Raw genomic sequence first — 13,974 nt, 5'->3', positions numbered from 1 at the left:
ATCACTCCTCCCATTCGATATGGACAAGCTTCGGATGCCTCAATTGTCCGGCGGAGGTTACCTCAAGTCCGGTAACCGTTCCCTTGAGCGGCTTCGACAGCCATAGAATTTGCTCCCGCCGAAGTTCATAAGGCAGCTGAGTCCGGTTAAGCGGCGCTTCCGCTCGTTCCTGCTCACGTCCGAAGGTAAGGAGCCGAGTCTTCATCGAGGTATCCAAACCCAAGGAAACTCTTCCGAACAGTGCACCGTTCTTCACCATGATCAGACTCGCCACCCTTCCTTCCCGGATGATAAAGCCGATGAAGTCCACCTCATGAACCTCCGCCGTCTTCTTCTTAAACCAGTCCTTGTGGTGCTTTCCTTCCCGGTAGGGACTGCTGAGCCGTTTGGAGATGATCCCTTCCCAGCCGTTCGCATCGACCCAGTCCCAAAGCGCATCCCCGTCCGAGATCAAATCCGTGACAAATAGCTGGGGGTGCTTGTCTGGAAATAGCTCCAGCAGTTTGGCATGGCGCTCGTGATAGGGCCTGTCCCGCCAATCCTCCCCGCCATAATGAAGCAGATCGAACAACACGTAGATAAAGTGGCTTGTCTCCCGTCCTTTTATCCGTGCAGTGGCGCTGCGGGTACGTTCACGTTGGAGTATTTGGGAGAAATCCGGCCTCTGCTTCACCGTATCGAAGATGACGGCTTCTCCGTCAAGCAGCAGCGGCTGATGCTTCAAGGCATGCTCCGTAAGCAGCTTCACGGCTTCCGGATAAATATTCGTCTTATCCCCCATGTAGCGGGAGAAAAGCCGGATCCGGTTCTGCTGAAGCTCGGCAAGCAGGCGAACGCCGTCCCATTTCAGCTGAAAGCCCCATTCTGCCCCCGTGGGTAGCTTGGATTCGCGAATAGGGGCCATTGGCTCCTTGGGCAATTCGATATCGCTCATGTAAGAGCAGCTTCCTTCTCCTTATCCTTCTTCTTGCTGCCTTTGGCCCTCGGCTTCTTCTCGGCAGCGGGAGCGTCGGTAGGTACGGGAGCGGAAGGCTTGGCTTGATTCAGACTGGCCTGCAGTGCGGACATCAGGTCGATCACATTCGTGCGCTGTGCCTCCGGAGCAACGCGAATCTCTTGACCGGATACCTTCTGTTCAATAGCGTTCAATACGGCTTCGCGATAATCGTCCTTGTATTTTTCCGGCTCGAACGGAACGGACAGCTGGGCGATCAGCATCTTGGCCATCTCCAGCTCCTTATCGTTCACATTGTGCTGCTCAGGAAGGTTCGGCACCTGCTGAACGGAACGAATTTCGTCCGGATAAAAAATCGTCTCCATGGCGATACAGTTATCGATGATTCGGATGGCAGCTAAGCTGCTTTTGGATCGGATCGATATTTTTGCGATCCCGATTTTTCCTGTTTGGCGCATGGCTTCCAGAAGCAGGCTGTATGCATTGGCACCTGTTTCACCGGGAGATAGATAATACGTTTTGTGAAAATAAATCGGATCGATGTCTTCGAGATTGACGAAGTCGAGAATTTTAATTTCCTTCGTCACTTCGCCGTTCAGCTTCTCCAGCTCATCCTTCTCGAACAGAACGAACGAGCCCGGCTCGTACTCGTAGCCTTTGGAAATTTCCTGCCACTCCACCTCCCGCTCGCAATGGAGACATTTGCGGACAAAATTCAGCGGGGTATTGCACTCCTTGTGAATCATGCGCATGGGGATATCCTTATCCTCCGTCGCGGTAAACATTTTGACGGGCACGTGAACCAGACCGAAGCTGATTGCACCCTTCCATACCGTGTGCATAGGAACCCTCCTCTACCTGCGTTTGTTTTACCATTTAGTATGCTCATCTATTCGAAGCCCTAACCTGAATGCACGACGAAAAGATGGGAAAAGCTAGGATACGAACGAATAAGGGAGGGATTCCTATGGCAGAAGCGAATACGTCCGGCGGCTTCGGAGCGAACGATTCGGCTCACGAGGGGCGCGATTCCAGCTTTATGGACGAGGATCGTATGGTCAACGAGGGACTCGGAGGGGGCCAGGTGTCTCCGCAGAACGGTCTTATCGAAGACACAACCACGAATACCATGGATGAACAGGAATCGGTACTGGATGGAGGTGACAGCTAATGCAGGTGGAGCGCGCACAAGAGATTTTGAGCTCGAACGATCAGGTAGACGTCAAGCTGAATGGTGAATCCATATGGATCGACACTGTTTTTTACCATGACAAAACCGCAAGAATTCATTCCTTGAACGGTCCTCAGGATACACGGATCGTTTCGGTGGATGAGCTTCAAGAAATGCAATAAGCCTTCATCCTTGAAAAAAGCTTCTCAGCAAAGCTGCAGCCGAACGCTGCGGACTTGAGCCGGGGAGCTTTTTTGTTGCGGGTAGGGGGCTGGAGGGCTATAATAAGTTTCAATACTGAGGGAAAGGCGGTTTGCTCTTGAGCTCTATGGATGAATTTGCCTTGATCCGGCGTCTGACCTCGGACAGACAAGCTCCCTCTCTGCTGGATTCGGCCGGCGTAATGACAGGAATCGGCGATGATGCGGCTGTAGCGAAGACAACCCCTGGGAAGGAGCTCGTCCTGACCTGCGATACGATGACCGAGGATGTGCATTTTTTGCCGATCACGATGCGGGATTCGGATATCGGTTATAAAGCCATGGCTTCCGCCATTAGCGATATTGCGGCAATGGGAGGAACGGCAAGGCTCGCCATGGTGTCCGTAAGCATCCCTCCTAGGTGGACACTGGATCGCATGGAACAGGTGTATGAAGGACTGTATGCCTGTGCGAATCGGTGGAATGTCGCCGTTGTGGGCGGTGATACTACGTCCTCTACAGGAGGACTTACCTTGTCCGTATCGGTGATCGGCGAGGTGGATGCGGGGAGAGCCTTATTGCGTTCCGGGGCGAAACGCGGCGACGTGGTAGTAGTAACCGGACCGCTTGGTTTATCCGCTGCCGGACTTGACTATTTACTTAAGCAGCGGCTTCGTTCCGACGAGTGGCCGGCGTTCGATGGCCGGATCCTGCCTTTGGTGACGGCTCACTGCCGGCCGGATCCCCGGTTGGAAGCAGGAGAATTGCTGCTTAGGAGCGGAAGATGCCATGCGCTGAACGATGTCAGCGACGGTCTTGCCAGCGAAGCCTGGGAGCTTGCGGAGGCCTCGGGAGTTGGCATCGATTTGCTGGAGGAGCGGATCCGGGTGACGGATGAGCTCTACAGCTATGCCGCGGGGGCGGGGAAGGATGCGCTTGATTATATTTTATACGGCGGTGAAGACTATCAATTGATAGGAACGGTGGAAGCCGCTTATGCGCCGGAGCTGCAGGTAGCGTTCCGCGAAGCGGGTCTGACGCTGGATGTGGTCGGCTACGTGACCGCAGAGGATACCGGAGTGAGGCTGATCCGTGAGGACGGTACCGTCCAATCCTTGGATAAGAAGGGCTATAATCATTTTACAAAGGGATGAACCGATCGTATGATGAAAGAAACGTACCAATACACCGCAGAAGGGCTGGCGGATACGGAGGCGCTGGCGGAACGCTTGGCCTCGTTGTTTATCGCGGGCACGGTCATTACGCTGGACGGAGATTTGGGAGCGGGGAAGACGACCTTCTCTCAATCGGTGGCACGGGCGATCGGCGTAACCGATGTGGTGAACAGCCCCACCTTTACCATTATTAAGGAATATGAAGGGGAGCGGTTCCCTTTTTATCATATGGATGTGTATCGGCTTTCCATGGAAGAAGCGGATGACCTCGGCCTTGACGATTACTTCTACGGGGACGGCATCACCCTTGTGGAGTGGGCGTCCTTGATCGAAGACCTGCTGCCGCCGGACCGGCTTGAAATTACAATTGAGCATTTGGGTGACAGCGGACGGCGATTTCGGCTGCAGCCCTATGGTGGGCCTTACGAGGCTTGGTGCCTCGAATTGAAGAAGAACGGATTGATTGTATGAGTACACTTGCTGAGAATCAATGGATGCTGGCTGTCGACACTTCAACGAACTCGATGTCGGTGGCTTTGACGCGGGGGGATGCGCTGGTCGGAGAGATCAGCTCGGCTGCCGAACGCAACCACTCGCTTTATTTGGTTCCTACCATTCAACGGCTGCTGAAGGAAGCGGGAGTGCGGCCGAAGGAGCTTTCGGCATTTGCCGTAGGGGTAGGCCCCGGCTCCTATACCGGGGTAAGAATTGGCGTCACGGTAGCGAAGACGTTTGCCTGGACACATAAGCTTGCTTTAATCGGCGTGTCTACGATGGAGGCTTTGGCGTTAGGCGGCGCGGTGAAAGCTTGGGGCGGCGGTGCGCCGGAGGCGGATGGACTTGTGGAAGGGATTGTCCTTCACGGAAAGGGATCCTTGGCTGCCGATGAACGTGCCCGGTGGGTTGTCCCGATGCTGGATGCGCGACGGGGACAAGTGTTTACCGGCTTGTACGAGGTGCGGGGATCCAAGTGGAAGTGCTTGATTCCCGACGGGATCCGGCTGATGTCCGCTTGGGTGGATGAGCTGCTGAGCTTGCTTAAGGAACAGGGCGCCGCTTCGTTCGCAGGCGTTGCCTTTACCGGGGAGCTGGAGCTCCATCTAGAGGAGATTCGGAGGTTCGCGGGCGACTGTGACACGGCTGTGCTGGAGGCGCCGCATAAGTTGCTCGCCAGGCATATAGCGGAGCTGGGGTTGGATCGCTGGCGGGAAGGGCTGGTCCATGAAGTTCATACGTTGGTTCCGAACTATACCCAGCTGCCCGAGGCGGAAGCGAAGCTGTTGGCGAAGAAACAATAGGGAGGGAAGCGGATGGAGACGGATCGGACGTTGTCTTCCTTAAGCGCGGAGCATATCGCCTTTCGCCCTATGCGCGAGGAGGATATCCCCGTCATCTGTGAGATTGAGGTGGAGTCCTTTGCGACTCCCTGGACCTCCGGTGCTTTTCACAATGAGCTGAACAATAATCAATTCGCCCAATATCTCGTAATGGAAGTGGACGGACAGATTGCGGGGTACGGCGGGATGTGGCTCATTATGGAGGAAGCCCATATCACGAATATTGCGGTAAGAGAAGCTTACCGGGGGCGAAAGCTCGGGGAGCGGCTGCTTCGGGAAATGATGCGCAATGCCCGTCTGTTCGGGGCGCTGCGGATGACCTTGGAGGTTCGCCCTTCCAATACGGTAGCGCAAAATTTATATGAGAAGCTTGGGTTTTATTCCGTCGGTATTCGCCGCGGTTATTATACGGATAATAAAGAAGATGCCATCATCATGTGGGTGGATCTGCCGGATGTAAACCGTTTGGCCGCCCAAGAATAGAAAGGTTCGGACTTACGTGGATAATAAAGCGAAGCTTATCTTGGCTGTAGAGACCAGCTGCGACGAGACGTCGGTCGCCATCGTTCGCGACGGCAAGGACATTCTGGCAAATGTCGTCTCGAGCCAGATCGAAACGCATCAACGGTTTGGCGGGGTAGTGCCGGAGGTGGCCTCCCGCCAGCATGTGGAGACCATTACTTGGATTATTGAAGAAGCTTTGACCGAAGCGGGAGTGCAGGCAGCGGATCTGGATGCGATCGCCGTAACGCAAGGACCGGGTCTGGTCGGCTCGCTGCTTGTAGGGATGGTCGCCGCCAAAGCTCTGGCTGCGGCATTGGAGCTTCCCTTAATCGGAGTGCATCATATCGCAGGACATATTTATGCCAATCAGCTCGTTCATGAGCTCGAATATCCTTTTATTGCGCTCGTGGTGTCCGGGGGACATACCGAGCTGGTGTTTGTCGAGTCCGAGGGGCGCTTTCGCATCATCGGACAGACAAGAGACGACGCCGCCGGAGAGGCCTACGACAAGGTGGCGCGGGCGCTGAAGCTGCCGTATCCCGGCGGCCCGCATATCGACCGGCTTGCGCATGAGGCCGAGGAAGCGGTGACGCTTCCTCGGGCGTGGCTGGAGCCGGACTCCTACGACTTCAGCTTCAGCGGGCTGAAGTCGGCGGTGCTGGCCGTGCTGAACCAGGCCAGCATGAAGGGCATCGCGCTAGAGCCTTCGGCAGTAGCGCGGGGCTTCCAGGACTCGGTCATCGACGTCCTGGTGGAGAAATCGCTGCGCGCCGTAAAGGCGTACGGCGCGCGGCAATTGTTGTTGGCCGGCGGTGTGGCGGCCAACAAGGGCTTGCGCGAGGCACTGGGCGCCCGCTGTGCGGACGCCGGCGTGCCTCTGCTGGTGCCGCCGCTCAGTCTGTGTACAGACAATGCGGCTATGATCGCGGCGGCGGCGTTCCTTAAGCTCCGCCGCGGACAGTTCTCGGCCTTCGATATGAAGGCCGAGCCGCTGCTTAAGCTGGAGGGCTGGTCCGTGTAAGAAATTGAAGCCGTTCTTCTTAATTTTAAGGAGAACGGCTTTTTTAATGGGATAATATGGACGGAAAGTTAGGGTTGCATTCTCTTTTTGTTTTTGATATATTACTCCTTGTCGCTTTTGAAGCGGCCGGACAAGCTTGGTTGTCAGGCGAACTTGTTGAAAGTTGGAAAGAAAATTAAGCTTGCAATGGTCCGTAAGATGTGATAGATTATAAAGGTCGCTTTTGAACCGGTCGATTAAACCGCTCGGAGCACTAGGAATTAAATTGCCCTTTGAAAACTGAACAACGAGAGAGTGAAAATAAAACGAATCTTCGGATTCGTGCTAGCTTTGAATGAGCAAGTCGAACTTTACTTTATTGGAGAGTTTGATCCTGGCTCAGGACGAACGCTGGCGGCGTGCCTAATACATGCAAGTCGAGCGAGGGTCTTCGGACCCTAGCGGCGGACGGGTGAGTAACACGTAGGCAACCTGCCTGTAAGACTGGGATAACTACCGGAAACGGTAGCTAAGACCGGATAGATGGCTTCTCCGCATGGAGGAGCTTGGAAACACGGCGCAAGCTGTGGCTTACAGATGGGCCTGCGGCGCATTAGCTAGTTGGTGAGGTAACGGCTCACCAAGGCGACGATGCGTAGCCGACCTGAGAGGGTGATCGGCCACACTGGGACTGAGACACGGCCCAGACTCCTACGGGAGGCAGCAGTAGGGAATCTTCCGCAATGGACGAAAGTCTGACGGAGCAACGCCGCGTGAGTGATGAAGGTTTTCGGATCGTAAAGCTCTGTTGCCAGGGAAGAACGTTCCGGGGAGTAACTGCCCTGGAAATGACGGTACCTGAGAAGAAAGCCCCGGCTAACTACGTGCCAGCAGCCGCGGTAATACGTAGGGGGCAAGCGTTGTCCGGAATTATTGGGCGTAAAGCGCGCGCAGGCGGTCTTTTAAGTTTGGTGTTTAAGCCCAGGGCTCAACCCTGGTTCGCACTGAAAACTGGGAGACTTGAGTGCAGGAGAGGAAAGTGGAATTCCACGTGTAGCGGTGAAATGCGTAGAGATGTGGAGGAACACCAGTGGCGAAGGCGACTTTCTGGACTGTAACTGACGCTGAGGCGCGAAAGCGTGGGGAGCAAACAGGATTAGATACCCTGGTAGTCCACGCCGTAAACGATGAGTGCTAGGTGTTAGGGGTTTCGATACCCTTGGTGCCGAAGTAAACACAGTAAGCACTCCGCCTGGGGAGTACGCTCGCAAGAGTGAAACTCAAAGGAATTGACGGGGACCCGCACAAGCAGTGGAGTATGTGGTTTAATTCGAAGCAACGCGAAGAACCTTACCAGGTCTTGACATCCCTCTGAATGTCCTAGAGATAGGGCAGGCCTTCGGGACAGAGGAGACAGGTGGTGCATGGTTGTCGTCAGCTCGTGTCGTGAGATGTTGGGTTAAGTCCCGCAACGAGCGCAACCCTTGATTTCAGTTGCCAGCATTGAGTTGGGCACTCTGAAGTGACTGCCGGTGACAAACCGGAGGAAGGTGGGGATGACGTCAAATCATCATGCCCCTTATGACCTGGGCTACACACGTACTACAATGGCCGGTACAACGGGCAGCGAAGGAGCGATCCGGAGCGAATCCTTAGAAGCCGGTCTCAGTTCGGATTGCAGGCTGCAACTCGCCTGCATGAAGTCGGAATTGCTAGTAATCGCGGATCAGCATGCCGCGGTGAATACGTTCCCGGGTCTTGTACACACCGCCCGTCACACCACGAGAGTTTACAACACCCGAAGTCGGTGGGGTAACCGCAAGGAGCCAGCCGCCGAAGGTGGGGTAGATGATTGGGGTGAAGTCGTAACAAGGTAGCCGTATCGGAAGGTGCGGCTGGATCACCTCCTTTCTATGGAGTCCATGATGGCTGTAGGCCATCGGACATAATAGCTGACAACTGACATCGTTCCACGATGTAACAGTTGCAGCGAACTCACTCTCCTCGTTGTTCAGTTTTGAAAGGTGCAATGCCTTTCTGTACATAGGATGTTTTGCTTCGCTGAAGGCTGAAGGAATAACGGACTTTTAGGGCGTTATTTTGATGAAACAACAGCGAGAAGCTGGAATAACGGTTTTTCAGACCGCTATTTCGGCGAAAATAAGGCAAAACCGCTCCACAATCGCGTTACAGCAGAAAATAACGGTTCGAAAGTCCGTTATCTGCCTCTGACCGATTCCAAAAGCGCAAATAACGGTCTCAAAGTCCGTTATTGTGTGAGCACCTCTGGTAAATCTTGATGCTTGCATCGAAGATTGCGAGTGTGCTAAGATAACCTTCCTGCCGCGGTAATGCGAGCAACGAAGAACAATCCTTGTTCCTTGAAAACTGGATATCGAAACAAAGCAAAATGTCGAAACATCTATACGATGGTTTATCGAGCGAATGCGAGATGAACAATCTTTTAGCTGCTAGTGAGAATGTCTTGAGTTTGGAGTGACTTTGTGCGTAGCACAACGGAACGGAGAACCAAGATCATTCGAACGATTGGTTAAGCTAATAAGAGCACACGGAGGATGCCTAGGCACCAGGAGCCGAAGAAGGACGTGGCGAACGACGAAATGCCTCGGGGAGCCGTAAGCAGGCTTTGATCCGGGGATGTCCGAATGGGGGAACCCGCGTGAGGTAATACTCACGTACCACACAGTGAATACATAGCTGTGTAGGAGGCAGACGAGGGGAACTGAAACATCTAAGTACCCTCAGGAAAAGAAAACAAAAGTGATTCCGTCAGTAGCGGCGAGCGAAAGCGGAACAGCCCAAACCAAGGGGCTTGCCCCTTGGGGTTGTAGGACGTCAATGTGAGTGCAGGTTGGTAGGCGAACAGGTCTGGAAAGGCCGGCCAAAGTGGGTAACAGCCCCGTAACCGAAAGCAACCGAGACTCTAGACGGATCCTGAGTACGGCGGGACACGTGAAACCCCGTCGGAATCCGGCAGGACCATCTGCCAAGGCTAAATACTCCCTGGTGACCGATAGTGAAGCAGTACCGTGAGGGAAAGGTGAAAAGAACCGCGGGAGCGGAGTGAAAAAGAACCTGAAACCGTGTGCTTACAAGAAGTCAGAGCTCGTTAATGAGTGATGGCGTGCCTTTTGTAGAATGAACCGGCGAGTTACGTTTACGCGCAAGGTTAAGGTGAGAAGCCGGAGCCGCAGCGAAAGCGAGTCTGAATAGGGCGAATAAGTACGTAGACGTAGACCCGAAACCGTGTGATCTACCCCTGTCCAGGGTGAAGGTGCGGTAACACGCACTGGAGGCCCGAACCCACGAATGTTGAAAAATTCGGGGATGAGGTGGGGGTAGCGGAGAAATTCCAATCGAACTCGGAGATAGCTGGTTCTCCCCGAAATAGCTTTAGGGCTAGCCTCGGGTGATGAGTCGCGGAGGTAAAGCACTGATTGGGTGCGGGGCCCGCCAAGGGTTACCAAGTCCAGTCAAACTCTGAATGCCGCAGACTTTAACCCGGGAGTCAGACAGTGAGTGCTAAGATCCATTGTCAAGAGGGAAACAGCCCAGATCATCAGCTAAGGTCCCCAAGTGTGTGTTAAGTGGGAAAGGATGTGGAGTTGCAAAGACAACCAGGATGTTGGCTTAGAAGCAGCCACCATTGAAAGAGTGCGTAATAGCTCACTGGTCGAGTGACTCTGCGCCGAAAATGTAACGGGGCTAAACACACCACCGAAGCTATGAGTCCATATATGGGCAGTAGGGGAGCGTTGTAACAGCAGTGAAGGTTGATCGTGAGGACAGCTGGAGCGGTTACAAGTGAGAATGCCGGTATGAGTAACGAAAAGACAAGTGAGAATCTTGTCCGCCGTAAGCCTAAGGGTTCCTGAGGAAGGTTCGTCCGCTCAGGGTAAGTCGGGACCTAAGGCGAGGCCGAAAGGCGTAGTCGAAGGACAACAGGTTGAAATTCCTGTACCACCGTGAACCGTTATGAGCAATGGGGTGACGCAGAAGGATAGTGACGCGGACTGATGGATGTCCGTCCAAGCAGCGAGGCTGGTTAGTAGGCAAATCCGCTAACCGAAAGGCTGGGCTGTGATGGGGAGCGAAATTATAGTAGCGAAGGTCATGAGTTCAAGCTGCCAAGAAAAGCCTCTAGCCAGGGAGAAGGTGCCCGTACCGCAAACCGACACAGGTAGGCGAGCAGAGCATGCTAAGGCGCTCGGAAGAACTCTCGTTAAGGAACTCGGCAAAATGACCCCGTAACTTCGGGAGAAGGGGTGCCTCGGTAGGGTGAATAGCCCGAGGGGGCCGCAGTGAAAAGGCCCAAGCGACTGTTTAGCAAAAACACAGGTCTGTGCGAAGCCGCAAGGCGAAGTATACGGGCTGACGCCTGCCCGGTGCTGGAAGGTTAAGGGGAGCGGTTAGGGGTTAAACCCGAAGCTGTGAACCGAAGCCCCAGTAAACGGCGGCCGTAACTATAACGGTCCTAAGGTAGCGAAATTCCTTGTCAGGTAAATTCTGACCCGCACGAATGGCGTAACGACTTGGGCGCTGTCTCGACGAGAGATCCGGTGAAATTTTAATACCTGTGAAGATGCAGGTTACCCGCGACAAGACGGAAAGACCCCATGGAGCTTTACTGCAGCTTGATATTGGACTTTGGTACGATCTGTACAGGATAGGTGGGAGCCTAGGAAGCCGGAGCGCCAGCTTCGGTGGAGGCGCCGTTGGGATACCACCCTGATCGTATCGGAGTTCTAACCTGGCACCATTAGCTGGTGTGGGGACAGTGTCAGGTAGGCAGTTTGACTGGGGCGGTCGCCTCCTAAAGAGTAACGGAGGCGCCCCAAGGTTCCCTCAGAATGGTTGGAAATCATTCGAAGAGTGCAAAGGCATAAGGGAGCTTGACTGCGAGACAAACAGGTCGAGCAGGGACGAAAGTCGGGCTTAGTGATCCGGTGGTACCGAATGGAAGGGCCATCGCTCAACGGATAAAAGCTACCCTGGGGATAACAGGCTTATCTCCCCCAAGAGTCCACATCGACGGGGAGGTTTGGCACCTCGATGTCGGCTCATCGCATCCTGGGGCTGAAGTAGGTCCCAAGGGTTGGGCTGTTCGCCCATTAAAGCGGTACGCGAGCTGGGTTCAGAACGTCGTGAGACAGTTCGGTCCCTATCTGTCGCGGGCGTAGGAAATTTGAGAGGAGCTGTCCTTAGTACGAGAGGACCGGGATGGACGTACCGCTGGTGTACCAGTTGTCTCGCCAGAGGCACGGCTGGATAGCCAAGTACGGAAGGGATAAGCGCTGAAAGCATCTAAGCGTGAAGCCCCCCTCAAGATGAGATTTCCCAGTATGTAAGACCCCTTGTAGACGACGAGGTAGATAGGTTCGGGGTGGAAGCGCGGCAACGTGTGGAGCTGACGAATACTAATCGGTCGAGGGCTTATCCTATAAAGCATATGACATTTGCTGAAGTTTCGAATCCAGTTTTCAAGGCGCAAGTCGCTTTGAACAACAACCTAGATGTTTCTTGGCAGAAGCATCACGTTTGGTGATGATGGCGGAAGGGAACCACGCGTACCCATACCGAACACGACCGTTAAGCCTTCCAGCGTCGATGGTACTTGGACCGAAGGGTCCTGGGAGAGTAGAACGTCGCCAAGCAAAGAGTCCTTTGGGACACCGGAGGACTCTTTATTATGCCTTACCCGAATGACTCCGGATGGAAGAATTCGGACTTGCAAAGAGAATGACAACATGATATATTATGACTCCGCCGCTTGAGAGAGCGCAGCGGAACGCAACAAACATCGTGGATCTGACCTCGCAGGAATACCTCTTGGATGGAAAAACAAAAAGTTGCAAAACATAATGAAATATGCTACATTCCTTAAGCAGTGAAATTGCCCTTTGAAAACTGAACAACGAGAGAGTGAAAATAAAACGAATCTTCGGATTCGTGCTAGCTTTGAACATGAGCAAGTCAAACTACTTTATTGGAGAGTTTGATCCTGGCTCAGGACGAACGCTGGCGGCGTGCCTAATACATGCAAGTCGAGCGAGGGTCTTCGGACCCTAGCGGCGGACGGGTGAGTAACACGTAGGCAACCTGCCTGTAAGACCGGGATAACTACCGGAAACGGTAGCTAAGACCGGATAGATGGCTTCTTCGCATGGAGGAGCTTGGAAACACGGCGCAAGCTGTGGCTTACAGATGGGCCTGCGGCGCATTAGCTAGTTGGTGAGGTAACGGCTCACCAAGGCGACGATGCGTAGCCGACCTGAGAGGGTGATCGGCCACACTGGGACTGAGACACGGCCCAGACTCCTACGGGAGGCAGCAGTAGGGAATCTTCCGCAATGGACGAAAGTCTGACGGAGCAACGCCGCGTGAGTGATGAAGGTTTTCGGATCGTAAAGCTCTGTTGCCAGGGAAGAACGTTCCGGGGAGTAACTGCCCTGGAAATGACGGTACCTGAGAAGAAAGCCCCGGCTAACTACGTGCCAGCAGCCGCGGTAATACGTAGGGGGCAAGCGTTGTCCGGAATTATTGGGCGTAAAGCGCGCGCAGGCGGTCTTTTAAGTTTGGTGTTTAAGCCCAGGGCTCAACCCTGGTTCGCACTGAAAACTGGGAGACTTGAGTGCAGGAGAGGAAAGTGGAATTCCACGTGTAGCGGTGAAATGCGTAGAGATGTGGAGGAACACCAGTGGCGAAGGCGACTTTCTGGACTGTAACTGACGCTGAGGCGCGAAAGCGTGGGGAGCAAACAGGATTAGATACCCTGGTAGTCCACGCCGTAAACGATGAGTGCTAGGTGTTAGGGGTTTCGATACCCTTGGTGCCGAAGTAAACACAGTAAGCACTCCGCCTGGGGAGTACGCTCGCAAGAGTGAAACTCAAAGGAATTGACGGGGACCCGCACAAGCAGTGGAGTATGTGGTTTAATTCGAAGCAACGCGAAGAACCTTACCAGGTCTTGACATCCCTCTGAATGTCCTAGAGATAGGGCAGGCCTTCGGGACAGAGGAGACAGGTGGTGCATGGTTGTCGTCAGCTCGTGTCGTGAGATGTTGGGTTAAGTCCCGCAACGAGCGCAACCCTTGATTTCAGTTGCCAGCATTAGGTTGGGCACTCTGAAGTGACTGCCGGTGACAAACCGGAGGAAGGTGGGGATGACGTCAAATCATCATGCCCCTTATGACCTGGGCTACACACGTACTACAATGGCCGGTACAACGGGCAGCGAAGGAGCGATCCGGAGCGAATCCTTAGAAGCCGGTCTCAGTTCGGATTGCAGGCTGCAACTCGCCTGCATGAAGTCGGAATTGCTAGTAATCGCGGATCAGCATGCCGCGGTGAATACGTTCCCGGGTCTTGTACACACCGCCCGTCACACCACGAGAGTTTACAACACCCGAAGTCGGTGGGGTAACCGCAAGGAGCCAGCCGCCGAAGGTGGGGTAGATGATTGGGGTGAAGTCGTAACAAGGTAGCCGTATCGGAAGGTGCGGCTGGATCACCTCCTTTCTATGGAGTCCATGATGGCTGCAGGCCATCGGACATTAAAATCACTCTCCTCGTTGTTCAGTTTTGAAAGGTGCAATGCCTTTCAAGTAAATC

The 13,974-nt window shown here is 54.1% G+C and carries 10 protein-coding genes and 4 rRNA genes; 12 read left to right on the top strand and 2 right to left on the bottom strand.

Annotated elements, in window-relative coordinates; genetic code table 11:
* Position 1: 1 nt before the first annotated feature.
* Both RAC89_RS09170 and ku read right to left on the bottom strand, forming a co-directional pair.
* Entirely contained in the window at positions 2–934 is a 933-nt protein-coding gene (locus RAC89_RS09170; protein ID WP_306613109.1) for an ATP-dependent DNA ligase, read from the bottom strand.
* On the bottom strand, positions 931–1,797 hold the full coding sequence (ku, locus tag RAC89_RS09165; protein WP_306613108.1) for a non-homologous end joining protein Ku: 867 nt from the start codon (positions 1,795–1,797) through the stop codon (positions 931–933). Before ku ends, RAC89_RS09170 begins: the two co-directional genes overlap by 4 nt.
* A gap of 125 nt (positions 1,798–1,922) precedes the next feature.
* Between ku and RAC89_RS09160 the strand changes: the two genes are divergently transcribed.
* From RAC89_RS09160 to RAC89_RS09105, 12 genes are all read left to right on the top strand, one after another.
* On the top strand, positions 1,923–2,126 hold the full coding sequence (locus RAC89_RS09160) for a hypothetical protein (RefSeq protein ID WP_284642213.1): 204 nt from the start codon (positions 1,923–1,925) through the stop codon (positions 2,124–2,126).
* Complete coding sequence (locus RAC89_RS09155; RefSeq protein WP_306613107.1) at positions 2,126–2,308, top strand: H-type small acid-soluble spore protein; 183 nt, start codon at positions 2,126–2,128, stop codon at positions 2,306–2,308. The genes RAC89_RS09160 and RAC89_RS09155 overlap by 1 nt, the downstream gene beginning before the upstream one ends.
* A 146-nt stretch (positions 2,309–2,454) precedes the next feature.
* Positions 2,455–3,480, top strand: coding sequence for a thiamine-phosphate kinase (gene thiL, locus RAC89_RS09150; protein ID WP_306613106.1), 1,026 nt, complete (start codon positions 2,455–2,457; stop codon positions 3,478–3,480).
* Between the two features lie 9 nt (positions 3,481–3,489).
* A complete protein-coding gene (gene tsaE / locus RAC89_RS09145) occupies positions 3,490–3,972 on the top strand; it encodes a tRNA (adenosine(37)-N6)-threonylcarbamoyltransferase complex ATPase subunit type 1 TsaE (protein ID WP_306613105.1) in 483 nt (160 codons plus the stop codon).
* Positions 3,969–4,799, top strand: coding sequence for a tRNA (adenosine(37)-N6)-threonylcarbamoyltransferase complex dimerization subunit type 1 TsaB (gene tsaB, locus RAC89_RS09140; RefSeq protein WP_306613104.1), 831 nt, complete (start codon positions 3,969–3,971; stop codon positions 4,797–4,799). Before tsaE ends, tsaB begins: the two co-directional genes overlap by 4 nt.
* 12 nt (positions 4,800–4,811) lie before the next feature.
* Complete coding sequence (gene rimI, locus RAC89_RS09135; RefSeq protein ID WP_306613103.1) at positions 4,812–5,321, top strand: ribosomal protein S18-alanine N-acetyltransferase; 510 nt, start codon at positions 4,812–4,814, stop codon at positions 5,319–5,321.
* A gap of 16 nt (positions 5,322–5,337) precedes the next feature.
* Entirely contained in the window at positions 5,338–6,363 is a 1,026-nt protein-coding gene (gene tsaD, locus RAC89_RS09130) for a tRNA (adenosine(37)-N6)-threonylcarbamoyltransferase complex transferase subunit TsaD (RefSeq protein ID WP_306613102.1), read from the top strand.
* 56 nt (positions 6,364–6,419) lie between these two features.
* Complete coding sequence (locus RAC89_RS09125) at positions 6,420–6,542, top strand: hypothetical protein (protein ID WP_306613101.1); 123 nt, start codon at positions 6,420–6,422, stop codon at positions 6,540–6,542.
* A 176-nt stretch (positions 6,543–6,718) separates the two neighbouring features.
* Positions 6,719–8,253 (top strand): 16S ribosomal RNA (locus RAC89_RS09120).
* Positions 8,254–8,891: 638 nt separating this feature from the next.
* Positions 8,892–11,804, top strand: a 23S ribosomal RNA gene (locus RAC89_RS09115).
* Positions 11,805–11,900: 96 nt separating this feature from the next.
* Positions 11,901–12,017 (top strand): 5S ribosomal RNA (gene rrf / locus RAC89_RS09110).
* 329 nt (positions 12,018–12,346) lie between these two features.
* Positions 12,347–13,881 (top strand): 16S ribosomal RNA (locus tag RAC89_RS09105).
* The 16S, 23S and 5S rRNA genes sit together here, the layout of an rRNA operon.
* The last annotated feature ends 93 nt before the right edge of the window (positions 13,882–13,974 follow it).

This window comes from Paenibacillus sp. GD4 (assembly GCF_030846225.1).
Classification (GTDB): Bacteria; Bacillota; Bacilli; order Paenibacillales; family NBRC-103111; genus Paenibacillus_G; species Paenibacillus_G silviterrae.
This window is presented reverse-complemented; position numbering and strand designations above follow the sequence as displayed.